The 26,543-nt window shown below is 44.1% G+C and carries 25 protein-coding genes; 16 read left to right on the top strand and 9 right to left on the bottom strand.

The window, feature by feature from the left end:
- Nucleotides 1-7 precede the first annotated feature (7 nt).
- On the top strand, nucleotides 8-631 hold the full coding sequence (locus OCU28_RS14035; protein WP_261817521.1) for an energy transducer TonB: 624 nt from the start codon (nucleotides 8-10) through the stop codon (nucleotides 629-631).
- Nucleotides 628-1,803 carry a tetratricopeptide repeat protein gene (locus OCU28_RS14030; RefSeq protein WP_261817520.1) on the top strand — a complete coding sequence of 392 codons (1,176 nt, stop codon included), beginning with the start codon at nucleotides 628-630 and terminating at the stop codon, nucleotides 1,801-1,803. The genes OCU28_RS14035 and OCU28_RS14030 overlap by 4 nt, the downstream gene beginning before the upstream one ends.
- A gap of 62 nt (nucleotides 1,804-1,865) precedes the next feature.
- Here OCU28_RS14030 and OCU28_RS14025 read toward each other — a convergent pair whose 3' ends face one another.
- The 3 genes from OCU28_RS14025 to OCU28_RS14015 all read right to left on the bottom strand — a co-directional run bounded on the left by OCU28_RS14025 (nucleotide 1,866) and on the right by OCU28_RS14015 (nucleotide 4,743).
- A complete protein-coding gene (locus OCU28_RS14025) occupies nucleotides 1,866-2,198 on the bottom strand; it encodes a PBPRA1643 family SWIM/SEC-C metal-binding motif protein (protein ID WP_261817519.1) in 333 nt (110 codons plus the stop codon).
- A 188-nt stretch (nucleotides 2,199-2,386) separates the two neighbouring features.
- Nucleotides 2,387-3,781 (bottom strand): glycoside hydrolase family 1 protein, encoded by a 1,395-nt coding sequence (locus OCU28_RS14020; protein WP_261817518.1) that lies wholly within the window; start codon nucleotides 3,779-3,781, stop codon nucleotides 2,387-2,389.
- Nucleotides 3,782-3,837: 56 nt separating this feature from the next.
- Entirely contained in the window at nucleotides 3,838-4,743 is a 906-nt protein-coding gene (locus tag OCU28_RS14015; protein ID WP_261817517.1) for a LysR family transcriptional regulator, read from the bottom strand.
- A gap of 159 nt (nucleotides 4,744-4,902) precedes the next feature.
- Here OCU28_RS14015 and OCU28_RS14010 point away from each other — a divergent pair, with 159 nt between their 5' ends.
- Together OCU28_RS14010 and tdh are read left to right on the top strand one after the other, a co-directional pair.
- On the top strand, nucleotides 4,903-6,099 hold the full coding sequence (locus tag OCU28_RS14010; RefSeq protein WP_261817516.1) for a glycine C-acetyltransferase: 1,197 nt from the start codon (nucleotides 4,903-4,905) through the stop codon (nucleotides 6,097-6,099).
- Nucleotides 6,099-7,130, top strand: a complete 1,032-nt coding sequence (gene tdh / locus OCU28_RS14005; protein ID WP_261817515.1) for an L-threonine 3-dehydrogenase — start codon at nucleotides 6,099-6,101, stop codon at nucleotides 7,128-7,130. The genes OCU28_RS14010 and tdh overlap by 1 nt, the downstream gene beginning before the upstream one ends.
- Nucleotides 7,131-7,503: 373 nt before the next feature.
- Here tdh and OCU28_RS14000 read toward each other — a convergent pair whose 3' ends face one another.
- Nucleotides 7,504-8,547, bottom strand: coding sequence for a polysaccharide lyase family 7 protein (locus OCU28_RS14000; RefSeq protein WP_261817514.1), 1,044 nt, complete (start codon nucleotides 8,545-8,547; stop codon nucleotides 7,504-7,506).
- Between the two features lie 305 nt (nucleotides 8,548-8,852).
- On the opposite strand from OCU28_RS14000, the gene OCU28_RS13995 reads away from it, so the two are divergent.
- Entirely contained in the window at nucleotides 8,853-9,332 is a 480-nt protein-coding gene (locus tag OCU28_RS13995; RefSeq protein ID WP_261817513.1) for a YehS family protein, read from the top strand.
- Nucleotides 9,333-9,389: 57 nt separating this feature from the next.
- Here the strand turns inward: OCU28_RS13995 and OCU28_RS13990 are convergent, their stop codons facing one another.
- Nucleotides 9,390-10,280, bottom strand: a complete 891-nt coding sequence (locus OCU28_RS13990; RefSeq protein ID WP_261817512.1) for a LysR family transcriptional regulator — start codon at nucleotides 10,278-10,280, stop codon at nucleotides 9,390-9,392.
- Between the two features lie 112 nt (nucleotides 10,281-10,392).
- On the opposite strand from OCU28_RS13990, the gene OCU28_RS13985 reads away from it, so the two are divergent.
- The 5 genes from OCU28_RS13985 (at nucleotide 10,393) to OCU28_RS13965 (ending at nucleotide 16,809) form a co-directional block, all read left to right on the top strand.
- A complete protein-coding gene (locus OCU28_RS13985) occupies nucleotides 10,393-12,414 on the top strand; it encodes an alkyl/aryl-sulfatase (RefSeq protein ID WP_261817511.1) in 2,022 nt (673 codons plus the stop codon).
- Nucleotides 12,415-12,701: 287 nt separating this feature from the next.
- Nucleotides 12,702-13,259, top strand: coding sequence for an alkyl hydroperoxide reductase subunit C (gene ahpC, locus OCU28_RS13980; RefSeq protein WP_261817510.1), 558 nt, complete (start codon nucleotides 12,702-12,704; stop codon nucleotides 13,257-13,259).
- Between the two features lie 174 nt (nucleotides 13,260-13,433).
- Nucleotides 13,434-14,309, top strand: a complete 876-nt coding sequence (locus OCU28_RS13975) for a patatin-like phospholipase family protein (protein ID WP_261817509.1) — start codon at nucleotides 13,434-13,436, stop codon at nucleotides 14,307-14,309.
- 181 nt (nucleotides 14,310-14,490) lie between these two features.
- On the top strand, nucleotides 14,491-16,071 hold the full coding sequence (gene ahpF / locus OCU28_RS13970) for an alkyl hydroperoxide reductase subunit F (RefSeq protein WP_261817508.1): 1,581 nt from the start codon (nucleotides 14,491-14,493) through the stop codon (nucleotides 16,069-16,071).
- Nucleotides 16,072-16,299: 228 nt separating this feature from the next.
- A complete protein-coding gene (locus OCU28_RS13965; RefSeq protein WP_261817507.1) occupies nucleotides 16,300-16,809 on the top strand; it encodes a GNAT family N-acetyltransferase in 510 nt (169 codons plus the stop codon).
- A 1-nt stretch (nucleotide 16,810) separates the two neighbouring features.
- Here OCU28_RS13965 and OCU28_RS13960 read toward each other — a convergent pair whose 3' ends face one another.
- Both OCU28_RS13960 and OCU28_RS13955 read right to left on the bottom strand, forming a co-directional pair.
- Entirely contained in the window at nucleotides 16,811-17,278 is a 468-nt protein-coding gene (locus tag OCU28_RS13960; RefSeq protein ID WP_261817506.1) for a GNAT family N-acetyltransferase, read from the bottom strand.
- Between the two features lie 45 nt (nucleotides 17,279-17,323).
- Complete coding sequence (locus OCU28_RS13955; protein ID WP_315972408.1) at nucleotides 17,324-18,232, bottom strand: hypothetical protein; 909 nt, start codon at nucleotides 18,230-18,232, stop codon at nucleotides 17,324-17,326.
- 110 nt (nucleotides 18,233-18,342) lie between these two features.
- Here OCU28_RS13955 and OCU28_RS13950 point away from each other — a divergent pair, with 110 nt between their 5' ends.
- From OCU28_RS13950 to gnd, 5 genes are all read left to right on the top strand, one after another.
- Nucleotides 18,343-18,558 carry a DUF3820 family protein gene (locus tag OCU28_RS13950; RefSeq protein ID WP_261817504.1) on the top strand — a complete coding sequence of 72 codons (216 nt, stop codon included), beginning with the start codon at nucleotides 18,343-18,345 and terminating at the stop codon, nucleotides 18,556-18,558.
- A gap of 310 nt (nucleotides 18,559-18,868) precedes the next feature.
- Nucleotides 18,869-19,528, top strand: a complete 660-nt coding sequence (locus OCU28_RS13945; RefSeq protein ID WP_261817503.1) for a nitroreductase family protein — start codon at nucleotides 18,869-18,871, stop codon at nucleotides 19,526-19,528.
- Nucleotides 19,529-19,832: 304 nt separating this feature from the next.
- Nucleotides 19,833-21,335 (top strand): glucose-6-phosphate dehydrogenase, encoded by a 1,503-nt coding sequence (gene zwf / locus OCU28_RS13940; RefSeq protein WP_261817502.1) that lies wholly within the window; start codon nucleotides 19,833-19,835, stop codon nucleotides 21,333-21,335.
- Nucleotides 21,332-22,048 (top strand): 6-phosphogluconolactonase, encoded by a 717-nt coding sequence (pgl, locus tag OCU28_RS13935; RefSeq protein WP_261817501.1) that lies wholly within the window; start codon nucleotides 21,332-21,334, stop codon nucleotides 22,046-22,048. Before zwf ends, pgl begins: the two co-directional genes overlap by 4 nt.
- A 33-nt stretch (nucleotides 22,049-22,081) precedes the next feature.
- Nucleotides 22,082-23,530, top strand: a complete 1,449-nt coding sequence (gene gnd / locus OCU28_RS13930) for a decarboxylating NADP(+)-dependent phosphogluconate dehydrogenase (RefSeq protein ID WP_261817500.1) — start codon at nucleotides 22,082-22,084, stop codon at nucleotides 23,528-23,530.
- 74 nt (nucleotides 23,531-23,604) lie between these two features.
- Here the strand turns inward: gnd and gltS are convergent, their stop codons facing one another.
- Nucleotides 23,605-24,831 (bottom strand): sodium/glutamate symporter, encoded by a 1,227-nt coding sequence (gene gltS, locus OCU28_RS13925; protein WP_261817499.1) that lies wholly within the window; start codon nucleotides 24,829-24,831, stop codon nucleotides 23,605-23,607.
- A 234-nt stretch (nucleotides 24,832-25,065) separates the two neighbouring features.
- Here gltS and OCU28_RS13920 point away from each other — a divergent pair, with 234 nt between their 5' ends.
- On the top strand, nucleotides 25,066-25,812 hold the full coding sequence (locus OCU28_RS13920; RefSeq protein ID WP_261817498.1) for a dienelactone hydrolase family protein: 747 nt from the start codon (nucleotides 25,066-25,068) through the stop codon (nucleotides 25,810-25,812).
- Between the two features lie 3 nt (nucleotides 25,813-25,815).
- On the opposite strand, the gene OCU28_RS13915 is transcribed toward OCU28_RS13920, so the two are convergent.
- Nucleotides 25,816-26,457: a hypothetical protein gene (locus tag OCU28_RS13915; protein WP_261817497.1), complete on the bottom strand. Its 642-nt coding sequence runs from the start codon at nucleotides 26,455-26,457 to the stop codon at nucleotides 25,816-25,818.
- Nucleotides 26,458-26,543: the final 86 nt, after the last annotated feature.

Below are 26,543 nucleotides of genomic sequence, written 5' to 3'. Positions count from 1 at the left end.
GAACAGCATGAAGAGACTGTTTATTGTATTGCCAGTGGCGCTGCTGATGACCTTTTTTGTATTTGGCTCTATGACTTGGCTTGTGAATCTGGGTAAGACCCAAATACCTGAGCAAAGCCCAAGCGTACACTTTGATATTGTGCAGCTAGAGCAGCAGAGCCCGCTTTTACGCCGTCAGCGCCTATTGCCCGAGCCTCCACCTAAGCAAGTTCAAGCGCCCACAACCAAGATAACGACCACATCACATTTTCCTCAGCCAGCGCTGTCACTGGAAAATCTGGATTTACCTAAGGTAGCGATAGATAGATCGGTAACGGGGCTCGCGATTACCAGCCCGAGTGCTATCAATATAGGGCAAAATCAGCAATTAATGCCTTTGCATCGTATGGAGCCTCGCTATCCAACAATGGCGCTTAGACGAAAGATAGAAGGGTATGTGGTGCTCAGTTTTACCATAAATAAGGCTGGCACTCCGGTTAATATTAAGGTGTTGCAAAGTAAACCGCGCCGCATCTTTGATAAAGAAGCATCTCGAGCCTTAAAAAACTGGCGCTATCAACCTTTGATGGTCGATGGTGAGCCGCAACCATTGCAGGGACAGACGATAAAGTTGGAGTTTAAGCTGCAATGATCAATAGAATAATTGCGATATTGGCAGTGTTAATGTTTGGCATGTTGGGCTCAAACCTCTCAGCCCAAGAGCTAAGCCGCTTCGTTGCGGCGCGGGTTCAGCAAGCGTATGAATTTCAAAGTAACGACCAGAGTGTAAAAGCGATTAAGGTATTAGAATCGGTGGACTCTAGTCGCGCGTTTGATACCAGTTATGTGCAAAGAATGCTTGGGATTTTATACTGGCAACAACAGCAAAACAGTAAGGCGGAGACGGCGCTGACTCGCGCTATACAATCTAAGGGGTTGCCCATAGAGCAACACCTTGAAACGCAAATAATGTTAGCTGATATACAGCTTTCCAATGCAAAGGTGCCTGAGGCACTAGCCAACTACCATCAGGTAATTGTACAAAATAAACAAAAACCTAGCCTAGATGCCGCGTCTGTACAAAAGGTCTGGCTACGTATTGCGCAAGCTAATTATCAGCTAGAGAATTGGAAACCGGTTTTAACTGCGGTTCAAAATTTTTACGCACAGGCGGGAAAAGCCGATACTTCAGTGCTTCGCCTGCAATTAGCGGCTGAACTTTCTTTGAAACGCTGGAGTCGTGCTCTTGAAACCACATTCGCATTGCGCGCTATCGAGCCTAAGCGCGAAAAATGGTGGACACAAGCGGTGAATCTGCAGCTTAGAACGAGAAATTACCCGCAAGCCTTAGCGACCTTAAAGCAGTTCGAGCGCGCTGGATTTGAGTTAACCTCAAGCCAATATCGGATGATGGCTCAGCTGTATGCAAAACAGGGAGTACCCGAAAGCTCGGCGCAAATATTTCATCAATTGAATAATAGCAAACCAGTATCTGCCAATGATTTAGCAATAGAGGCTAAGTATTGGCAGTTAGCCAGAGAGTGGGATGATGCTTTGCAGGCGTGGGCAAGGGCGGCGTCTATAGATAGTGACTATCGCTGGCCGTATATTCAGTTGTTGATGCAAAATAAGCACTATCAACAGGCAATAGCTCAGTTGGAACTTTTGCAAAGCAGTGCTCGAAAAGAGCTGACTACGGCACAGGTTTACTATCGCTTAGGGGATGGTAAGAAAGCCTTGCTGCATGCGCAAAAGGCTAACCAAATACATTCCGATGAAGCCACGCTCAGTTGGATTCGTTTTCTTGATTCAAAATATCACTAAGGCTATTAAAATAGCGGATATTAAAGCGTTGTCGCCACCCAATCGCGGCGACAATAGGCTATTTATGCACAACATTTTTTGTATTTTTTGCCGCTACCACAACTGCATGGGTCATTTCGGTTGGGGGTCTTTTCAAATACGGTGGTTTTGGGTTTGTTGAGTAGCGTATCAAGTTCAACGGTGTTTTCTGGTTGCTCTGCATCTACCACAATGTTTGCCACAATCGAGTGCTGTTGCACAATTTCTTCAAGCTCGGCTCTGCGCTCTGCACTGGCAACGGTGACTGAAATAGGTGATCCTTCAGTGCCAGCCTTTACGTCACGATTTACGTTGTAGCCAGACATTACGTGGTTTTGTCTTGTTTCAATACGGCCTTTAAAAAACATTTTTGACATGCTGGTACTCTTTAACTGTTGGGATTATGCAAACGAGCGGCGATTATACGTGGCATAGCCAAATGATAAAGCATTAGTTTTATATATGGCGGGTGAAGGTGGCACTCTCACCTACGAGCTAAATAGAGAAGCAACAAAAAATGGCTCATACATCAGGTGCTTGAGCCATTATTGTGTCTGCTATTAAGTTATTCTGTTTTTAGATTGGCGCCACGAGTCGCTATTATATCTTTATACCAATAGAAGCTTTTTTTCTTAATTCGGGTCAGATCCCCGTTCCCTTCATCGTCACGGTCAACATAGATATAGCCATAGCGTTTGCTCATCTGCGCGGTTGAATTGGCCACCAAATCAATCGGTCCCCATGAGGTGAAGCCCATCAGTTCAACACCATCAAGTAAGGCTTGGTGAGCTTGAACTAAATGGTCGTTAAGATAAGAGATACGGTAATCATCGTTAACTTGATTGTTTTCATCGAGCGTATCTTTTGCGCCAAGGCCGTTCTCTACGATAAATAGCGGCTTTTGGTAGCGATCGTACAGCATATTAAGCAAGATTCTCAGACCTTTAGGGTCAATTAACCAACCCCATTCGCTCTGCTGTAGATGAGGGTTAGGGACGCTATCGACAATGTTACCGACTTGCTTTTGCATTGGGTCAGCACTCGCGCAACCGCTGGCATAATAACTAAACGAGATAAAGTCGACACTGGCACTGGCAATGGTATCGAGATCGCCAGGTAACATCTTTATCTCAATGCTGTTTTCTCTGAAGTAACGCAGCATGTAACCTGGATATTTACCTCGGGTTTGTACATCGCCAAAGAAAAGCCATTGATTGTTTTCGTGTATCGCAGCCATGACATCGTCAGGGTGACAGGTTAGTGGGTAATTTATCGCACCGAGTAGCATATTGCCTATTTTAGCGTCGGCAATGATCTCATGGCACAGGTTTACCGCTTTGGCGTTGGCAACAAGTTGATGATGTATCGCTTGGTAGATCTGTTGTTTGGTGGCATTTTCTTGTAGCCCTACACCCGTAAAAGGGGCGTGTAATGACATATTTATTTCATTGAAGGTTAGCCACAGTTTTACCTTTGAGCCAAAGCGTTCGAAAACAGTGCGGGCATATTTTTCAAAGAATCCAATAACTCGGCGGTCACCCCAACCATTATAGTTCTCAACCAAGTTATACGGCATTTCATAGTGTGACAATGTCACAAATGGGGTGATATTGTGTTTCGCTAGCTCATCGAATATTTCATCGTAGTAGGCAAGGCCTGCTTGGTTGGGCTGTTCATCGTCGCCGTTAGGAAAGATGCGGGTCCACGCAATTGAGAGCCGTAAGCAGGTAAAGCCCATCTCTTTGAATAGGGCGATGTCTTGCGGGTAGCGATTATAAAAATCGATGGCGAGATCTTTAATACCGGCGGTACGTTGTGATGTGGTCTGGTGAGGGCTGAGTATACCTTGTGGCAACATATCTGCGGTTGAAAGCCCTTTGCCGTGTTGTCGGTAGGCGCCTTCTACTTGGTTTGCGGCGATCGCGCCACCCCATAGAAAATGTTCGGGAAATTGAATCATGTTGCTCTCCAATAAGTTGGATTGTTAGTATTTATCTAAATGTGACCTAATAGGTATTATAGGGCTTGGTTTATATATTCGATGAATAGCCTTAGTCTCTGCGGCATATATTTCGTGTGAGCGTATTGCAATTGAACACTCCCATGATGGTTACTCTTTACTGTCCAATCGGCTAAGACTTGTACAATCTCTCCCTTTTTTAACGCTTGTTCGGCGACAAAGTCATGGAATAAACCGATCCCAAGGTGATTTTTTACACCGTCTAGCCTCAGTTGTGCTTGGTTTACTGCATATCTTCCACTGACGCTAACCGATTGAGATATGCCATTCTTATCAAAGGTCCACACATTGTCATGCTCAGTTTCGGCAAGGTACAAACAGTTATGGGCCAACAGATCACTAGGTCGTTGTGGTGTACCGTGCTTCATTAGATAGGGCTTACTTGCGCACAGCAACAGGTGGGTGCTTCCTAGTTCTTTGAGCACCAACTGTTCGTCGGGGGTATCTGACAGACGAAACGCCACATCAATGCCCAGTTTTTGGATATCGACCGAGCCATCTAGTGCTCGCGCTTTTATCTGTATATTGGGATATTGCTTTAGAAAATCTATGATAAGCGGTTGTAATACCACACTAAGAAAGGCTTCAGGGGCACAAATAGATAGGCTACCTTGGGCTTGAGAGTGATTCGTTGAGGAGATCTCTACCGCTTGCTGGGCCGCATTTAACATCTGCAATGCCTGCTCATAAACCTTTTGTCCCTCTTCTGTGATACGAAGGCGGCGCGTGCTACGCTCGATAAGTTTCACTTCTAATGCACGCTCTAAGCGGTTTATTGTTTTTGAAACTGCTGAGGGTGTCATAGCTAAGCTATTGGCTGCATTAGTAAAACTACCTTGTTGGACGACTAATGTATAGCTGGCAAGGTCGGGTAGTAATGCCACTAACTGAGTAGTTTTCATAACTTGTGCCTTAGATTCACAAATGATTTTCCATGTGGGGTATTATACTCGCATCGGCTTTCAACTAGAATCTCTTTACACTGTAAATCTATAAAGCTTGTGTCTGTGTAGGGCAATATTTTACACCTGACTGCCAATACTAAATAGGATGATCGAATCATGTCTTCAGCGTTTTATAAGCAAATCCAACAACAAATTGAAGAAGTAAAATCTGAGGGTTTGTATAAATCTGAACGTATTATCACTTCTCAACAGCAGGCCCTAGTATCAATATCTAGCGGTGAAGATGTACTAAACTTCTGTGCAAACAACTACTTAGGTCTTGCCAATCATCCTGAGCTTATTAAAGCAGCGCAACAAGGTATGGACCAATACGGCTTTGGTATGGCATCGGTTCGCTTCATTTGTGGTACTCAAGATATCCATAAGCAGCTTGAAGATAAGTTGTCTGCGTTCCTAGGTATGGAAGACACCATCCTTTATACCTCGTGCTTTGATGCCAACACGGGTTTATTTGAAACCATTCTTGGCAAAGAAGATGCGATTATCTCTGATGCGCTCAATCATGCTTCTATTATCGATGGTGTTCGCTTGTGCAAAGCGATGCGTTTTCGCTACTCCAACAACAACATGCAAGAGCTTGAGCAACAATTAATTGCGGCTAAAGAGGCGGGCGCTCGTAATACTCTAATCGTAACCGATGGCGTTTTCTCTATGGACGGTGTCGTAGCTAACCTGCCAGCTATCTGTGACCTAGCGGATAAATATGAGGCATTGGTTATGGTTGATGACTCTCACGCCGTCGGCTTTATGGGTGAAACCGGTGCAGGAACACATGATTATCATAATGTGATGGACCGCATCGATATCGTCACAGGCACGCTAGGCAAAGCAATGGGTGGCGCGTCAGGTGGCTACACCTCAGGTAAGAAAGAGGTGATTGATTGGCTGCGTCAGCGCTCACGTCCATACCTATTCTCTAACTCTGTTGCACCGGCTATCGTATCTGCTTCACTACGCGTATTAGACCTGCTTGCGGAAAGTGGCTCTTTACGTGACCAGCTGTGGGAAAACGCGGCTCATTTCCGTACTCGTATGGAAGATGCGGGCTTTACTATGGGCGGTGCGGACCACGCAATCATCCCAATCATGCTAGGTGATGCAAAGGTAGCAGCTGAATTTGCTGACCGGGCATTGGCTAAAGGGATCTATGTAATTGGTTTCTCTTTCCCGGTTGTGCCGAAAGGGCAAGCACGTATTCGTACTCAAATGTCTGCAGCACATTCTCGCGATCAGCTCGACCGTGCAATTGATGCATTTATCGAAGTAGGTCGTGACATGGGGTTGATAAAATAATGAAAATTAAAGCACTTTCTAAACTCAAGCCAGAACAAGGTATCTGGATGAACGAGGTCGATATGCCTGAAATGGGGCATAATGACCTGCTAATCAAGATCAAAAAAACCGCGATTTGTGGTACGGATGTTCATATCTATAACTGGGACGAGTGGTCACAAAACACCATTCCTGTCCCTATGGTTGTAGGTCACGAATATGTGGGTGAAGTGGTTGCGATTGGTCAAGAGGTACGCGGCTTTGAAATAGGTGATCGCGTATCTGGTGAAGGCCATATTACCTGTGGTCATTGCCGTAACTGCCGTGGTGGTCGTACACACCTATGCCGCAACACTATTGGGGTAGGCGTTAACCGCACTGGCTCTTTTTCTGAATACCTAGTGATCCCTGCGTTTAACGCATTTAAGATCCCAGAGGGCATCTCTGATGATTTAGCGTCTATCTTTGACCCGTTTGGGAATGCAGTACATACCGCTTTGTCATTTGATTTAGTTGGAGAAGACGTGCTTATCACAGGCGCGGGCCCAATTGGCATTATGGCAGCTGCCGTAGCAAGGCATGTAGGGGCGCGCCACGTAGTTATTACCGACGTTAACGAATACCGCTTAGATCTTGCTCGTCAAATGGGCGTAACACGCGCTGTAAACGTGGCTAAAGAAGACCTTAAAGATGTAATGACAGAATTGAATATGTCAGAGGGTTTTGATGTGGGTCTTGAGATGTCCGGTGTACAAGCGGCGTTTAGTTCAATGCTAGAAGCGATGAACCACGGTGGTCGTATTGCACTATTGGGTATTCCACCGTCAGACATGGGCATTGACTGGAACCAGGTGATCTTTAAAGGTCTGGTGATCAAAGGGATCTACGGACGCGAGATGTTTGAGACTTGGTACAAGATGGCAAGCTTGATTCAATCAGGTCTAGATCTAACTCCAATTATCACTCATCACTACAAGGTTGATGACTTCCAAAAAGGCTTCGATGCTATGCGTAGCGGGCTTTCCGGTAAGGTTATCCTCGATTGGGAATAAGCATTTAAAGGGCTGGTGGAGGATCGATACATAACCTCCACTACTGTTTATACATACAGTCAAGCTCATATATTTTTATATATGTTTAAATCTAAAATGCCCCAAGAGTAAAAACAAAAATGCCCCAAGAAGTTTGGGGCATTTTCTTTAATTGACCTCCAATAGTTGGACAACCAATTATTGGGGGTCTTTTTATGTCCAAATATAGGCATTTATACACACTTTGATTGTTGGCTTATAGCCACTGCTGAACTTGTTTATCGGTGTAGTAGCAGGCTGCTAACTTTAAGTAGAGTGATACGAAAAGGCCTTCCTCCGATAACGGAGGAAGGCCAAGCAGTAGAATTGAATGTTTGGGGGATTAAACCGTCAACTATTTACCGTTTAGTTTTAATGCTGAGAAGCTTACGCTGTTGTAGTCGCCATTCTTTTTATCGATAGCGAAATCACCAGTGCCTTTACAACCAGGGCCCCATACTGGGTGAGCTTCTTGGGTGCTACATTGGCCGTAAGCACCAGCTTTGAAGTAGAAGTCATCTTTTGCGTAGCCGATTGCATTGTCTTTAGCATCAATACCCTTGCTCAAGTCAATGTCATAGGTAACAGTGTCGTGGTTAGCTGATTTGAATGTTAGGTGCATGATTGTGCCCTTAACTTCAATGCTGTAGCTGAACTCTTCACCAAGAGCGATGCCTGCTTTACCCGGTTCTGCTGGATTCTCCCATGTGTTACCCCATACTGGGTATGCAATATCTTCACGGTTTGGATCGTTTTTAGCTAGGTTACGCTCGTAGTTCCAAAATACTGAACCGTATTCGTGATCAGGGAATTTTTTGTAGAAGATTTTTATAGGCTCGTTGCCGTAGCCATAACCTACATTTTTAGCGATAAGGTCTTTGTGGCCTTTAGCGTGGATCTGACCAACAACGACTGAGTATGCAGGGAATTTGTTAGGGTATTTAGCATGTAGAGAAACGTGATTAACCTTTAATGTTGCCTCTAATGTGCCACCAACAGCGCTATATTGGTCTGCTTGTGGATGGCTACTAAGTGCCCACTGGTTCAACTTAGAATCAGTCAGAATGTTATCAAAGTCGGCGCCACGTGGCATTTGACGTAGTTCAGAGCGTGCATTCTTCGAATTTTTTGTTGTAATGGCTTTGTTTTGTACTTCAAATACTAGGTTGCCATCTTTGTCCAAATGAAAGAAATTTTCATGCGAATAGCTAAGCATAGCTACGCCTTCGATCTCATCTACTTTGCCATCTTTATTGATATCTGAAGGGATAGTGATCTTCCAGTTAGTCATATCAAATTTGTCAGCAGGAACAGGGTGAGATACGCCGTTGTCAAGAACGTTGGCAGCCGCTGGTAGGGCAAGCAGTATAGAACCAGCTAAGACAAGAGTTTTTTTCATGTTTCTTTCTCGTTGTATGTATTATTGTCGTACATGATAGGCGGGCTAATGTTGAAAAAAAGGACTTACCCCGCGTTGTGCCTGTTAGCTCACGTTTTGATAAACAAAAATTAGCGCCAGTTCAAAAAACTAAACAGAAATTACTTAATATTCTCGGTGTTGGCATTATGCATCTAAATGCGTCATGGTTGGATTTATATGCCTAGATGCACAAGTAATAGGGACTAGATGATAAATCTGGTAACATCCAACCACCTTCAGCTCACGTTTTGATAGTGCTGGGTTTACCAAGATTAGGATCTATTTTGACTAATAATGATATTTTGCGTCGTATACGTTACACATTTGACCTAAAAGATAATGCTGTAATTGAAATTTTCTCTCTGGCAGATTTAAGTGTAACTAAGGAACAAGTTATTGCTTGGCTAAGTAAAGAGGAGCAAGAGACTTTTATCAAACTTAGCGATACAGAATTAGCGATATTTCTAAATGGATTTATTAACCTAAAACGTGGTAAGCGAGACGGCGAGCAACCGATACCTGAACAGCGTTTGAATAACAATATGGTATTTCAGAAGCTGCGCATTGCGCTTAATTTGAAAGCTGAGGATATTATAGAAGTGTTAGAGGTGGTTGATTTTCGCCTGAGTAAGCATGAATTAAGTTCATTTTTCCGCAAGCCTGAAAATAAGCATTACCGTGAGTGTAAAGACCAAATTCTACGCAACTTTTTAATGGGCATTCAGTTACAACTGCGCCCAAACTCTAGTGCTTTAGACGAATAATCGATTGAATTAGCGGCAATGGCTTGCCATTGCCGCTATTTCTATACCATCCAAACATCAAAAATACGACTTCAGTTTGTTTCTCAACCACATGTTGGCGGGACTGTTTTTATCGCGGTTATGCACCATTAGACGGTATCCAATTGGGGTGGCGGTAAAGGGTGGCGATAACACCTGAATTTCGAGTTTATCAGCGAACATATCGGCAATACTTTTGCTTACGGTCGCGATGCAGTCACTAATCGACACCATTGACATTTGTGACACCAATGATGTGCATTCAGCGGCAACGTCTCTTGCTTGCAGCGTTTCCTTAGAGAAGTAATCGGCAAGATAGAATTGATTGCGGCGCAGCTTTAATGTGATATGACGTTGCCGATAAAACTCGGTTGTCGATAGAGTACCTTTCACGCCCGGATGTCCACGTCGAGCGATAACACACATCTCATCTTCAAATAGGTCTTCAGTAAAGAAAGAACTGGAGGCGTAGTTTGAGAACTCTATGGATAAATCGGCTTGGCGCTGATGAAGATCATTTATAAGTTGTTCTTGGTTGGAGCGAGTAGGCCGCAGCTCGATTGTGATATTTCCAAGTTCGGTGTCTTGCTCAATTATAGGAAGTAGCATCAGCATCACCGGTTCCGAGGTATACACCACAAATCGATGTGGGGAGTTGATATTAAACCCTTCTAAATTTTGCAGAGCGTTATTGATTTGAACAAGCGCCGGTTCAAGCTGACGAATCAATTCTTGCGCGTCCCGAGTCGGCGCAATACCTCGCCCTGAACGTACAAATAGCTGGCTGCCTACTTGCTGTTGAAGGCGCTTTAGCAAACCACTCACACCGGGCTGAGTCATGTGTAATTCCTCGGCGGCCAAGGTGATAGATTGATGTCTATATACAACAGAGAACACCCGTAGCAGATTCAAATCGATGTCATTTATCATGGCTAACCCATAGTGAAACGTGATGTATTGAATCAAGTTTCATTTATATATCGTGATGTGTCAATTGGTTAAATTAGCGTCATACCCATTGAGACACATATCGAGGCTTAGCATGAAAATCAACTTTGCACCTTCAGTACTTTCTTTAGCTGTAATCATCTCTTTTGGCGCAACTGCCAATGATTACGCTTCTATAGACACCTATGAAGGTAAACCTGCAACAGAGCACACCGCAAAGGAAAATGCGCAGCTGGCGAAAACCCTACCTTGGCAAGATACTTCCGCTTTTAGCCGCACTGAGCGCGGCTTGATTGCTGAGTTTGGTACCCACGAAGCCGGCGAGCTTAAAAACCGCTTTGAATACATGACAGATATGTCGGTAACTGACCTTCCAGCAACGGTAAACCCATCTATCTGGCGTCAAGGTATGTTGAATTATGCGGCAGGCGGCTTATATCAAGTCGCTGATGGCGTGTATCAAATTCGAGGTGCTGATTTATCGAACATGACCATCTACCGCTCCGATAATGGCTACGTAATTCATGATCCATTGCTATCAAGGCAAGCGGCGCAGGCGTCATGGAAATTCGCCAAGCAGCATCTGCCTGCTATTAATCGCGAGCACAAAATTACGGGAATGATTTATTCGCACATGCATGCAGACCATTTTGGTGGTTCTCGTGGCATCTTTGAATCGGGTGATTTTGATAAAAACGCCCAGATCTATGCACCAAAAGATTTTATTAAAGAGCTTGCCGATGAAAACGTTATCGCCGGTACGGCCATGGGGCGTCGTGCCAATTATCAATACGGCACGACCTTAGATAACAACACTAAAGGTATCGTAGATAATGCGTTAGGGCTTGGAACATCGCGTGGTGAGGTAACGCTGGTGGCGCCAACCACTGAGATCCAAGCGCGAGAGAAGGTCGTTACTATTGATGGCCTTGATTTCCACGCAATTAATATGCCTGGCGCGGAAGCGCCCGCTGAAATTGTGCTTTATATTCCGCAGTATCGCTCATTGAACACCGCAGAGCTTACCTATGATGGTATGCATAATATCTACACCTTCCGAGGGGCTAAGGTGCGTGATGCCTTAGTATGGACCAAGTACCTAACTGAGCTAAAAATGCGCTTTGTCGATAGTGGTTTGGTTGACAATATTCACGCCGCGCACTCGGCGCCGGTGTGGAATGAAACTGGTACCGATGTTAATGAGATCTCTCAGTACATGACCCTACAACGTGATAACTATGGCTTTATCCATAATCAGGCAATGCGCCTTGCGAATCATGGGGTTACGATAAATGATGTCGGGCGAGAGATTGAAAAGATTGTCCCTCAGTCACAGCTTGATACATGGCACACCAATGGCTATCACGGATCTTATAGTCATAATGCTCGCGCGGTAGTGAATCTATATCTTGGCTATCACGATATGAATCCAGTTAACACAAATCCATTGCAAACTAAGGATAAGGCATGTGTTTATGTAAACGCCGCTGGCGCTGAGAGTCTATTTAAAGCCGGGCAAGTGCATTTTAAACAGGGTGAGTATCAAGCCGCATCACAGCTGTTTAATGATTTAGTGCAGTGTGATCCAAATAATTTTGACTATCGCTATGCTTTGGCCGATAGCTTTGAACAGCAGGGCTATCAATCTGAAACCATGGCGTGGCGTAACAGTTATCTACAAGGTGCAGCGGAGCTAAGAACCGGAGAAATCAAGCCTTCAATTAAGCTGGCATCAGCAGATGTGATTGCCAATACCCCAACCGGCATGTTCTTAGATTATGTGGCAGTCAGTCTTAATGCCCCCAAGGCTGAGCAAGCTAAACTGAACTTCACATTTGGTGTTAATCATCCGGACTTAAACGAGCTCTATTACGGAGAGGTTTCCAATGCCAATATGGCGAATATTGAAGTAGATAAACTGCCACAAGTAGATGTTGAGCTCATTATCAACAAAGGGGACTTTACCAAGGTAGTATTAGGTAAAACCACCTTACAACAGCTGGTCTCATCTGGAGAAGCAAGCATAAAAGGTAATGCTGAGCTGATTGGCCAACTGTCGGCTACCTTGGATGAATTCGACGGGTTATTTGAAATACTGCCTATGCCCACGAAATAATCGTCTGCTAAAAAGCTAGCCGTAATCAAGCCGCTCTAAACTCGTGTTAGAGCGGTTTTTCGTTTATTGAATGCCAGCGACCGTATTGAAGGTTAGGTGTGATGTGTGAATTTTATTAGCCGTTACTAATCAATGAATTGGCGTTAATAGCTGTTGCCTATTTTAAGATAGGAATTATCTATTGAATCAATAGAAACGTCCAATTTCACAATTTTGGGGTGGGGATGCATTATATATCCATCGACGCGGGACAGCGTCATCAACAACTAAAAAAAGAGATTAAAATTATGATTAATTCAGAAATCAAACCATTTCAAGCTACAGCATTCAAAAACGGTGAGTTCGTAGAAATTTCAGAAAAAGACGTTAAAGGTAAGTGGGCTGTATTCTTCTTCTACCCAGCAGACTTTACTTTCGTATGTCCTACTGAGCTAGTTGACCTGCAAGACAAATATTCAGAGCTTCAGTCTCGCGGCGTTGAAGTTTACTCAGTATCAACTGACACGCATTTCTCTCACAAAGCGTGGCACGACACTTCTGACAAGATCGGTACTATCGAGTACTTCATGGTAGGTGACCAAACTGGCACTATCACTAACAACTTCAATGTAATGCGCGAAGGTCAAGGTCTTGCGGACCGTGCTACTTTCCTAATTGACCCAGAAGGCGTTATCCAAGCAATGGAAATCACTGCTGAAGGTATTGGCCGTGACGCTGAAGACCTACTACGCAAGGTTAAAGCTGCACAGTATGTTGCTGCTAACCCAGGTGAAGTTTGCCCAGCTAAGTGGAAAGAAGGCGAAGAGACACTAGCTCCTTCTCTAGACCTAGTTGGTAAAATCTAAGACTGACTTAGTTTTATGGTATTCATAGCTTAGTTTCGCTCCTAAGAGCTAAGTTATGACCGTGTTAAAAGGTGTCATACTGCGCTGCGGTATGCGCCTTTTTTCTTTTCAGGCTAGATGGAGAGATTCGTCTGGTTGCTATATAGCAAGAATGAAGTTATCTGAGTAACAGTTATGGATAAAAAAGCGTTAGTGGTTGAAGGCGGCGCGATGCGCGGTATCTTCGCAGCTGGTGTGCTAGATGCGTTTATTGAGCGTCAGTACCAACCGTTTCAGTTTTGTATTGGTGTTTCTGCTGGGGCCTCAAACCTACTTGGCTATCTATCTGGGCAATCTAGACGCAACTATAAAATTATTACCGAGCTTGCACCTAGCAAGGGGTTCTACAGTCTGGCACGCTTTGCCACTGGCGGACATTTAACGGATGTTAAATGGTTAAGTGAAACATCCTTGCAAGAGTACCCTCTTGATATAGAAAAACTTTTTTCCAATATTCCGCTGTATGCGGCAACAACCGATATCGAAACAGGAAGAGCCAATTACTTTCAAATAACCCAGCACAATATGCGTAATGTCATCGAAGCGACGACTGCATTGCCAGTGGCATATAAAGAGATGCCATGTTTTAGCGGCGGATGTTTTACCGATGGCGCAGTGGCAGATTCAATCCCAGTAAAAGAAGCGTATCGCAAAGGCGCGCGCGATATTACGGTGATCCTTTCTCATCCCATAAACTATTCAATGCCAGAGTCGAACAGCCATTGGTTGATGAAGCGCTTATTGTCAGATAACCCAGTGGTTGCACAAGCACTGCAAACTCGAGCTAAGCGATACAATCAAGCATTAGACTTTATTCGCTGCCCGCCAGTGGATGCCACAATTCGCGTTATCGCACCACCAGAAGAGTTTCCAGTAAAGCGCTTAACGAGAAAGCGTGAGGTGTTAGATGTCGGCTATCAAATGGGACTGGATGCGGGGAATGAGCATATTGCGCACTTAAGTGGTGTTAAGGAATTTACGCCAGAAGAATGTCCTGCGTGTTATGCATGAGATTCAGGTTTATCAAAAGCAGGGTTTAGAGATGTGTGATTACACCTGTTTGATAGGTTTTGCCTACTAAATTAATAGAAATGTCCAAATTTACCTATATTCGCTCACGGGGCATTATAGATTCAACAGCACGGGACAGTGCATCAATATATAACTAAAAAATATTTTAAAAGGCGCAATTATGTTAGATCAAGCAATGAAGCAGCAATTAAAAACCTACCTAGAAAACCTAAAAACAAACATTCAGTTAGTTCTTAGCTTGGATGGAAGTGAAACCGCTAGCAAATTGGAAGCACTGGCTAGTGATATCGCTTCATTGACTGACAAAATTCAAGTAACGCGCGATGATAACGCAAGTGCGCGCAAACCCGTTATGCAGGTAGTGAATCCAGAAAAAGATACCGCAATTGGTTTTGCAGGCTTGCCAATGGGGCATGAGTTTACCTCGTTAGTATTGGCGCTTTTGCACAGCGGTGGTCACCCAATCAAATTAGACGCAGATGTGATTGAGCAAATCAAAGGCCTTGATCAAGCATTAAACGTCGAAATCTTTATTTCACTATCATGTCAAAACTGCCCTGAAGTCGTTCAGGCGTTCAATATGATGTCAGCCATCAATCCACTTATCAAAGCAACCATGATTGACGGTGCAGCCTTCCAAGACGAAGTGAAATCACGCGATATTATGGCAGTACCAAGCGTGTTCATTAACGGTGAATTATTTGGTCAAGGGCGCATGACACTGCCTGAAATCCTAAATAAAGTCGATACGGGCGCGGCTAACAAGAAAGCAGCAAGCCTAAATAAAGAAGCACCATTTGATGTTCTGGTGGTTGGAGGCGGGCCAGCAGGGTCTTCAGCTGCGATTTATGCAGCGCGTAAAGGCATTCGCACTGGGGTTGTTGCCGATCGCTTTGGTGGTCAGGTAATGGATACCATGGCAATTGAAAACTTTATCTCAGTCAAAGCGACAACAGGGCCTAAGCTCGTCGCAAGCTTAGAAGAGCACGTAAAAGAATATGGCGTGAAGGTGATTTCAGAACAGCGCGCAGCCAATATTATTGACGCAGAGCAAACCGATGATGGTTATATCCACGTCGAATTAGAAAGTGGCGCCGTACTTAAATCTCGCACTGTGATCACCAGCACAGGTGCACGCTGGCGTGAAATGAACGTACCAGGTGAGCAAGAGTATCGTAATAAGGGCGTTGCTTACTGTCCACACTGTGATGGCCCATTGTTTAAAGGTAAGAAAACAGCGGTAATCGGTGGCGGTAATTCAGGCATTGAGGCTGCAATTGACCTTGCAGGTATTGTTGAACACGTGACGGTACTTGAGTTTGCAGACACGTTACGTGCTGATCAAGTGCTGATTGATAAAGCCAATGCAACGCTAAATATTGAAATTATCAAGATGGCGCAAACCACTCAAGTTATCGGTGATGGCAATCGTGTAACCGGTCTAGAGTATAAAGATCGTAATACAGAACAGCTTAAACAGATTGAATTGGCGGGCATCTTTGTACAAATCGGCCTGATGCCAAACAGTGAGTGGTTGCAGGGCAGCAAAGTAGAGTTATCACCGCGCGGTGAGATTGAAATTAATGCGCATGGCGCAACCTCAATGAATGGTGTGTTTGCCGCGGGTGATGTGACGACCGTGCCGTATAAACAAATTATTATCGCAATGGGTGAGGGTGCAAAAGCAAGTTTGGGTGCGTTTGATTATCTGATTCGTAATCCTAAGCCGCAACAAGCATAATCATACTCCACAACTTATAGCTTGTTTGCAATCCTATCAATGCCCTCTGGGACTTCCCAGAGGGCATTTTTGTCTCTGTAATAAAGAGACATTTGTAATGTAAGTAGTTATCAAATTCTTAGATTAAAGATGATATGGTTGGCGCAAGCTGTAACCGTTGTGCTTTTAGGTGAGAGCAACGCGGCGGCTTTCGTTACATAAACATGTTTCTTGGAGAAAATAGACCGTATGAAAGTATCATTGAAGGCGATGACTGCTGACTCTTTTTTAGACTATTTGGAACTGGCAATCCCCTGCTATGCCAACGCCAATGTTGAATCGGGGCGATGGGATGAGAGCGGCGCATTAGATCGCTCTAGATTGGCTTATGAAAAACTGCTACCACAAGGCCCGAAAACTGCTGGTAACTACTTATTTCATATTGTGGACAATAGTAATGAGCTGGAGCTTGGTTACGTGTGGGTGGAAGTTGAAACGGCCACCAAGTCGGCATTTATCTATGATATTGCAATATATGAACAGCACCGTCGCAACGGTTATGCCAAATTAGCATTGAGCTGCGTTGAAGCATTTGTGACCACGTGTGGCGCAGTATGTTTAGGTTTACACGTATTTAATTATAACGTGGCGGCGCAGCGCCTTTACCTAAGTGTGGGGTACAAAGTAACGGTGCAAAATACAGAAACGTTAGTTGGGCACAATATGATGAAAGTGTTGGATGAAGATACGTTTCAGTGATTCAAAAATACTTGACCATTGGCCCTTTGGGGTCTCCATCAACAAAACTAAAGCCTAAGTCTTGATAGTATTGGATAAGTTCGGGGATCTTAAATAGCCTGATAAGTAGCCCTTTTTTATTGTGCTGTATGGCTTGTTGCTCAACCTCAGTAATTAACGCGCTGGCAAGCCCTTGACCCCGTTGATTGGGGGCTACCCAAAGCATTCCAAAATACAGGGTGTCTGATTCGACAATGGGATCATGAAAGCAAACACCAGCAATGAAAGCGTTTTGACGCTTGACTACTAAAAAGTGATTGTTGCAATCCGATAGGCTTTGCTTAAGCTGTTCAATAGATTTAAAGCGTAAATAAGGTTCGCCAGTAAAGGCTTCATATTCGTAGAAAGCCTGATTAATGGCTGTATACAATTGAATCACATCACTGTCTGATAGGCGACTGGTGTCTAACCTGCTAATGCTATATTCCATTGCCAAAATGCTCCTGTGGGGGATGACTTGCTACAGTATGCAACGTTAAAAGTTCTCAAATAAGATCTCAAGACGCAGCCGAATACTGGCTTCTTCAATAAAGCTTTGCTTGTATTCTCGATACCAATTGTATTCAGGGGTAATCTCATAATATAACCAACGATAGAATATATTGTGGCGGTACGTCATGCCTATTTGGGTATTATAGATAAAGGGTTTTGGCTCATCTGTGCCTAAAGTGCTCAAGGTATAGTTTAATGCTTGAGTATTGGATAGGTATTGGTACAAGGTAAACCCGCTACCCATACCCCATATTCCGTCTTTGGTATCGTAATCCCAGTCGTGCTCAGCAAATGAACTCCAGCGTAGTAGGAGCTTCTTGGTAAAGGCAAAGTCGAGGTCTATTTGAGTGGACTCACCAGTAATCTTTTTCTTTTGATAAAGCTTTTGGGTGATACGTAAGGTGTTGTTGATGGTGAGAGGGTAGGTAAATTGATACCTTGCTTCAATACTAGGGCGAAAAGTCGCCTTGAAGTTGAAGCTGCTGTATCCCTTGCGAATCCAATCATATCTGACGCCCACGCTGCTTTCTAACTCTTCAGCACTGCGGGGGAATAGGTCAAACAGGTCATCCTCTCCATCGGATTCAATGACTAATTTCAAGCGCCGATTTACCTTTGGTAGATTAAATTTGGCGTTTAGACGTGCGTTGTATTTAAAGCCTGTTAATTCGTAGTAGGTAAAGTCGTTTTTCCAACGCACAGACGTGCCAGCGCGGGCGTTCTCTGTGATGCGTTCATCAACAAAAAAGTTGTCAAACCAAACCGCAGGCTGACAGAACTTGGTGTTTAGATAGTGATACGCCTTGTTGAGTGCACGGTCATCGCTGGGCTTGCTTAAGCATTTTTCTTCTATGTCTTCTTGTGCAGCACCAAAGGTTGCAGTACCGTACAATACAACAAACAAAGCGAATGAAGTGAACCGCAATTTCTATCCTTGAAAGTGGTTAAATTCTTCATTTAAATTTAACACTAATCTCAAGAAGTGCTTGATTTAAATTCAAAATGTTAGAAAAAGAAAACCTGATAAAGTTGGCCACCGTCAAAATGCCATTTGGAAAATATGCGGGCAGGGTATTGATAGACTTGCCTGAAGAATACCTATTTTGGTTCGAGAATAAGGCGCAATGGCCTAAAGGCGAGCTAGGAAAACTGCTGCAATTATGTCTGGCGCTTAAAATTGAGGGGTTAGATGCGGTAGTTAAGCCATTGAAACGCTAGATTGCAAAAATGGAAAGCGGTAATTGTGGATGTTTTTGGAAAATAAGCTCAGCTGATTTGTGTATGTGATCTCGATCAATTTCTGCTTAACTTGTTGTAATTATTCGTATTTTTGTGTTTATTGTAATGTATGGTGATCCCTTGTGTATCTTGTGATTGTTTATTGTGGGTATATTTATCCAAAATGATTGGCTTAAATATTCCTTTAACTTCAGGCGCTGAGACCGTAATCTTCTTGGCAACAAAACAGCACTACCAAGTTTGAGTAGTTACTGCTTACTAAACAATAAACCATAATGGGAGGGGCATCATGTCTCATCAAATCATTAAAGATCTAGAAAAACGTTATACTGCTAAAAAATATGATGCTGACAAACGTATTTCAGCCGAAGATATGGATGTAATCAGAGAAGCTATTCGCCTATCAGCTTCTTCAATTAACTCTCAACCATGGAAATTTATTGTGCTTGAGAGCGACGAAGCAAAGCAACGCTTCCACGATACCTTTGCTAACAAGTTCCAGTTTAACCAACCACATGCTAAAGACGCATCGCATACCATTTTGTTTGCACACAACCCTAAATTCACTAAAGACGATTATCGCAAAGTTGTTGATGTAGAGGTTTCTTCTGGTCACCTTCCAGCAGAGATGTATGACAACATGCTAAACGGTGCGTTTGGTTTTGCAGAGATGCAAACCAATGAAGAGGGTGTTAACGCGGCTTGGACCAAAGCGCAAACCTATATCGCTCTTGGTAATACATTACATACTCTAGCGCGTCTAGGTATCGATTCTACGCCTATGGAAGGTGTGGACGCTGAGCTTATCGGTGAGATCTTCAAAGACGAACTTGATGGATTCGAGTGTGATTTTGCCCTAGCGTTGGGTTATCACAAAGACGGTGAAGACTACAATCATGGTGCACCTAAATCTCGACTACCAGCTGCAGCGGTAGTGAGCACTCTATAGTAGTGGCATTTGCTGATTAATAGATTAAGGCTAGGGTTTCCTAGCCTTTTTTGTACCTAGGATTTACAATGGTGTAATCGTTTGCTGTATATAGCAAATAACGGTGGCATGTATACGGGAAACCGTTAGACTATCTGCCAACTCTCCGTCACCGAACGGAGATTTTTTTGCCTGTATTACTATTTGTATGATAATAGGCAGAGGTGCCTAAGAGTCTATACTCACTGTGCACCAATTAGTTTTTGATTCATAGAGCCATATTTGTGCTTTGTGAGCTATATAAAAAGTCGCTTAAGGAAATGTGATGGCAATACCTGATAAAAGCAGCATCGTCATTTTTGGAGCATCTGGCGATCTTACCTATCGTAAGTTGATTCCTGCTTTGTATCACCTATATGAAAACGGTCAGCTTCCTGAATCGTTTGCAATCTTAGGTGTCAGCCGAACAGAATATTCGGATGAGTCTTATCGTGAAAAGCTACGCAAGTCGCTTACTGAGATGGAACAAACAAAACCAGATGTTCTGGAACGCTTTATGTCCCATCTTCACTATCAAGCTATTAATACATCCGATACCGATGATTATCAGAAGCTTGCCGTTCGTCTGGCTGAGCTAAAAGATAAGTACGGATTTGTACACAATAACCACCTTTTCTATCTCGCAACGCCCCCAAGCCTATATAGCGTTATTCCTGCAAGCCTTGGCGCGCACGGTTTAAACAGTGAAGAAGATGGCTGGAAGCGATTAATTGTTGAGAAACCATTCGGTTATGACCTGCAATCTGCGCGTGAGTTGGATATTAAGATCCACCAGCACTTCCAAGAGCATCAGATCTATCGCATCGACCATTATCTTGGTAAAGAAACGGTTCAGAACCTATTGGTGTTCCGTTTTTCTAATACCATGTTTGAGCCGTTGTGGAATCGTAATTACATCCAATATGTAGAGATCACGGGTGCAGAGTTCTTAGGCGTTGAAGAGCGAGGCGGTTATTACGATGGCTCTGGCGCAGTTCGTGATATGTTCCAAAACCACCTATTACAAGTGCTTGCGTTGGTTGCTATCGAGTCTCCACCTCGTATTAATGCAGACGCAATTCGCGATGAAGTGGTTAAGGTCATGCGCTCATTGAAGCCTCTTGATGAGAATGATCTTAAGAATAATCTGGTGCTAGGACAATATACTGAATCTGATGTGCGTGGCGATTTCTTGCCAAGCTATCGTGATGAAAACGGGGTTGCGGATGATTCTCGTACCGAGACATTTATTGGCTTAAAGGCATTTATCAATAATAGTCGCTGGAACGGCGTGCCGTTTTACGTGCGTACCGGTAAGCGTTTGCCAACTCGTGTAACTGAGGTTGTTATTCACTTTAACCCAACGCCACACCCTGTCTTTGGTCAAGATGCTCCAGCGAACAAGTTGGTTATCCGAATTCAACCGGATGAAGGCATTCAAATGAGCTTTGGCTTGAAGCAGCCAGGTGCAGGTTTCCACTCTAAAGAAGTGAAAATGAACTTCCACTACAAGAACCTTCAAGAAGCACAAATGCTAACGGCTTACGAGCGTTTGCTACTTGATGCTCTAAAAGGGGATGCGACCTTGTTTGCACGTAGTGATGCTGTTGAAGCATGTTGGGAATATGTACAGCCAATCTTGGATTATAAAAATGACCCTCAAGCTTTATTTGGCTATGCATGTGGTACATGGGGACCGAAAGAGGCGCATGACCTACTGGCAGCAGATGGACGTCAATGGCGTTTCCCTTGTAAAAACTTAACTGACACAGATTATTGCGAACTATGATCAATACCAAGATTTTTGATACTGCAACAGCAGTAGTTGAAGCATTAGCCAAGGATATGCAAGCATACAGCGAACAGGGTCGCCCTGTGCATATCTCTTTGTCGGGTGGTAGCACTCCGAAAATGTTGTTCAAGTTGTTGGCGAGCGATGCATATGCTAAGGCAATTAACTGGGATAACCTTCATTTTTGGTGGGGTGACGAACGCTGCGTGGCACCGGATGATGCGGAGAGTAACTACGGCGAAGCCAATGCATTGCTGTTTAGCCAAGTCGCGATTCCTGCACAGAATATTCACCGCATTTTGGGTGAAAACGAAGCACACGCTGAAGCCAAGCGTTTTGCAGGCGAAATGCTTGAGACTATCCCATTAACACAAGGTACACCTGTGTTTGATTGGATACTACTTGGCGTTGGTGCTGATGGGCACACGGCATCGTTGTTCCCAGGTAAAACTGATTACAGCGACCCTCAATTTTCAGTAGTCGCAACTCACCCTGAATCGGGTCAGCTGCGCGTGTCAAAAACCGCTAAGGTTTTAGAGGCGGCTAAACGCATCAGCTATCTCGTTCTCGGTGCTGGCAAGACTGAAATTGTACATGAAATTCAAACCACTGCGGCTGAAGCATTGTCGTATCCTGCTGCTAAAATCAAATCAGCAACGGGTGAAACCCAGTGGTATTTAGACTCTGACGCAGCGGCAAAGATCGCTTAATCGCTGACGCATACATATAAACGGAGAGATTTAATGAAAGGTGATATCGGTGTTATTGGCTTAGCAGTAATGGGCCAAAACCTTATCCTAAATATGAATGACAACGGGTTTACCGTTGTTGCACACAACCGTACCGCGGCGAAAGTCGATGAGTTTCTTGAAGGTCCTGCAAAAGGCACCAACATCATGGGTGCTTACTCGCTGCAAGAGTTGGTTGAGAAACTAGAAGCGCCACGTAAAGTGATGCTTATGGTTCGCGCAGGTGATGTGGTTGATAAGTTTATCGAAGCATTGGTACCGCTTCTAGACAAAGGCGACATCATCATTGATGGTGGTAACACTAACTACCCTGATACTAACCGTCGTGTAGCTTATCTTCGTGAGAAAGGCATTCACTTTATCGGTACTGGTGTGTCTGGTGGTGAAGAAGGTGCTCGTTTTGGTCCTTCAATCATGCCTGGCGGTTCACCTGAAGCATGGGAAGCGGTTAAGCCTATTCTACAAGGTATCTCAGCTAAGACAGATAAGGGCGAACCTTGCTGTGATTGGGTTGGTAACGACGGTGCAGGTCACTTCGTTAAAATGGTACACAACGGTATCGAATACGGTGATATGCAGCTTATCACTGAAGCATATCAGTTCATGAAAGATGGCTTAGGTCTATCTAATGATGAAATGCAAGCCGTGTTTGCTGATTGGAATAAAACTGAACTAGACAGCTACTTAGTTGAAATCACTGCCGATATCTTGGGTTATAAAGATGAGCAGGGTGAAGCCCTAGTTGAGAAGATTCTTGATACAGCTGGCCAAAAAGGTACAGGCAAATGGACCGGCATTAATGCCCTTGACCTCGGTATTCCATTGACCCTTATCTCTGAGTCAGTATTCTCACGTTGTCTGTCTGCACTTAAAGACCAGCGCGTAGAAGCCCAAGCGTTATTTGAGAAAACCATCACGCCTGTTGAAGGTGATAAACAACAATGGATCGATGCGCTTCGTCAGGCTCTACTTGCATCTAAGATCATCTCTTACGCACAAGGCTTTATGCTAATGCGCGAAGCGTCAGAGCAAAATGGTTGGGATCTTAACTACGGTAACGTAGCGCTTATGTGGCGTGGCGGTTGTATCATTCGTTCTGCATTCTTGGGTAATATCCGCGATGCATACGAAGCGAACCCAGAAATCGCTTTCCTTGGTTCTGATGACTACTTCAAGAACATTCTACAAGGTAGCTTAGCGGCGTGGCGTAAAGTGGCGGCTAAGTCACTTGAATCTGGTATTCCAATGCCTTGTACTATTTCTGCATTGTCGTTCCTAGATGGCTACACTACAGCGCGTCTACCAGCAAACCTACTTCAAGCTCAACGTGATTACTTCGGTGCTCACACTTATGAGCGTCTAGACCGTCCACGTGGTGAGTTCTTCCACACCAACTGGACTGGTACTGGTGGTGATACTGCTTCAACAACTTATGATGTTTAATCTGAGTTGATCTGATAGTAATACAAAGGCGCTCCTAGGAGCGCCTTTTTTATTTTTGGTTGTGTATACCGCAATTACCCAATGAATGCGATGAAGCCTTGCAGTACAACTAAGTTAACCACATCTATAAAGAAGGCGCCGACAATAGGTACCACCATAAACGCCTGAGGTGATGGGCCATAGTGGCTGACTAGCGAACCCATATTCATTACCGCAGTTGGGGTTGCGCCTAACCCAAATCCGCAGTGGCCGCCAGTTATAATGGCTGAGTCATAATTGCTGCCCATGACTCTAAACGTTACGTTGTATGCAAAGATAGCCAATACAACGGTTTGTACAGCGAGTATTATGAGTAGTGGAACCGCAAGATCGAATATCTCCCACAGCTTGAGGCTCATCAACGCCATAGCTAAAAATAGCGATAAGGAAACCGTACCCAGGATATCTACGGTGTCGGTATTGAGCTTATAGGTGCCTCTAAATTCAAAGATATTGGTTAAAATGACCCCCAAAAACAGTGCAAACACAAAATCAGGAACCCCTTTAAGCCATTTAATATCGAGCGATCCCGTCCACTCTTTGATGTAGGTAGCGCCTACCACGCAGATAAGAACCATAAACAGGGTTTCTATAACGCGGCGAGCGGAGACTTTCTCTTCTTCCATCTCGTTGTAGGTAATAATCTCGGGGTATTTATCGTGGTGTTTATCACCTGAGCCATACTCTGAAACCAGATTGTGCTTATTTATCCGCCTTTGAGCAACAGGCCCACCGATAAGCCCGCCAACAATTAAGCCGAAGGTGGCTGACGCCATCGCAAATTCTAGAGTTTTTAACCCGTATAGATCCTCAAACGTTGTCGCCCACGCAGCTCCCGTGCCATGCCCCCCAGATAAGGTGATTGAACCGGCAACCAAGCCCATCAATGGGTTGATATCTAGGATGTTTGCCAAGCTAACCCCAATGATATTTTGGATAATGATGTAAACCGACGCCACACCCAAAAAGATAAAAACCTTTTTGCCGCCTTTCAGTAATTGGCTGTAACTGGCTGACAAGCCAACGGTGGTGAAAAACATCAACATCAAGATTTTTTGTAACGGTAAGCTAAACGCAAGATCAATACCTAAGGTATGTAACAGAGTAATAATGGCGGCGATAATTAAGCCACCGACAATTGGCTCCGGTACCTTATATTTTTTCAAAAAAGAGACACGGGCATTGACGAATTGACCTAAGAATAAAACCGTAATTGCGATAAGAAAGGACTCTAGTGGACCTATTGTATAGACGGTGTGCATATCGCTTCCTTAAACGCCAATCAGAATATCTTGCTTAACTATAGACGACTATTTTGGTGTGCAAGTGCTATGAACACTAAGTGCTAATGGAGACAACCGGCAACAAAGGAAACTCGTGCAAAACCAAACACTTCATCGGATGCCTACTACAATCTTTAGTTAGGGATGCAGACTCATGGTCTGTCGCATGGCCCCTATTTCAAAGAATGAGATAACACTAATGGAGAGTGAGCAATGCAAACATTTGTAACTAAGCGCTTATTGGCTGTTTCACTAGCGTCATTTACTACTTTAGCTATAGCTGGGCAAGATGTTGTCTATGATGTCGATGGACAACCCTATCAGGGATATTGGTCAAAAGCGGCTGATGGTGCGCCATTAGTGGTGTTAGTGCATGATTGGGATGGCCTTACGGATTATGAAGTCAAAAGAGCCAAGATGCTGAACGATATGGGATACAACGTGTTTGCGGCTGACTTGTTTGGGCAAGGGGTTCGCCCAACTGAGGTTAAGGATAAAAAGCAACACACCGGTGAGCTATATAAAGACCGCGTTAAACTGCAAAAGTTAATGGCAGCAAGTCAAACTAAGGCAGAAGAATTAAACCAAGCTAAAGACAATACGGTGATGGTGGGGTATTGTTTTGGCGGAGCGGCAGTTCTTGAGTCAGCACGAGCGGGTGGTGATGCCAAGGCGTTTATTACCTTCCACGGCGGCTTAACCACACCAAAAGGGCAGAGTTATGAACAAACCTCGGCGCCGATTGTGGTGTTCCATGGTACCGCTGATACTGCAATCACTATGCAAGACTTTGCAACATTGGCCGTCGAGCTAGAAGGTGCTGGTGTGAAACATGAAATGATATCATACAGCGGCGCACCGCATGCCTTTACTGTATTTGGTTCGCAACGATACCGAGAAGATGCGGATCACAAATCATGGCGTCGTTTTGGCGAGGTGTTGCAAGAGGTGACTCAATAGCCGCTATACGCATTCATAGATAGCATAAAGATGGACGTAGCGCTTAATTGGAGTGTTACCGCCATCTTTTTTTATTGGATGGGCGTGAGATTTATAACAAGGGCTTAGCTGCAATGGTGCAAGTAACTTATCAAGCTTTTGAGTTTCAGAAGGGCTAAGAAGAATGCCTTGTTGTGCATACTCTGAGAAATCATCAGGAAAGCGGTTTAACCACCAATCAAGCAGTTGCTGGCTACTGCTAATTCGACTAAGCCAGTGATCGCAGACCAGCACTAAGCAGTCATTAGGCTGAATAGCAAAATTAAACTCGGCTTTCCATAGGCTAACGGTTTTTATTAGGTTATGTCGATGAAATCGATTGGCTGATTTCAAAGAATCGGGTATTAGCCATACGCTTCCCAAGTCGGTAGTAAAGCGTCGAAATGGGGTACTGGCGTTGTCGGCGCTGGGGTAAACCTCAAAGGTTTCCGTGGTGACAGAGGTTTGGTATCGGCTTGCAACACTGGTTAAGCTTCGCTCAACCAGACTCGCCAAATGACGATTGTCCATTCCTCGGTTATGAACGGTAGGATAGGCGTGCTGGGTTAAAGAGGAACAATCGTTTTGAACCTGCATTAGTGTCTGGATAACGATGTCTTTTAACAACTTTAACTTCCTACTCTAGAGCTTATCATTATGATTTTACTGGATAATTCTTTGTTTAGCTGTTCTTGGTCAAATATTTCGATAAA

This window comes from Vibrio gallicus, assembly GCF_024346875.1.
Taxonomy (GTDB): domain Bacteria; phylum Pseudomonadota; class Gammaproteobacteria; order Enterobacterales; family Vibrionaceae; genus Vibrio; species Vibrio gallicus.
This window is presented reverse-complemented; position numbering and strand designations above follow the sequence as displayed.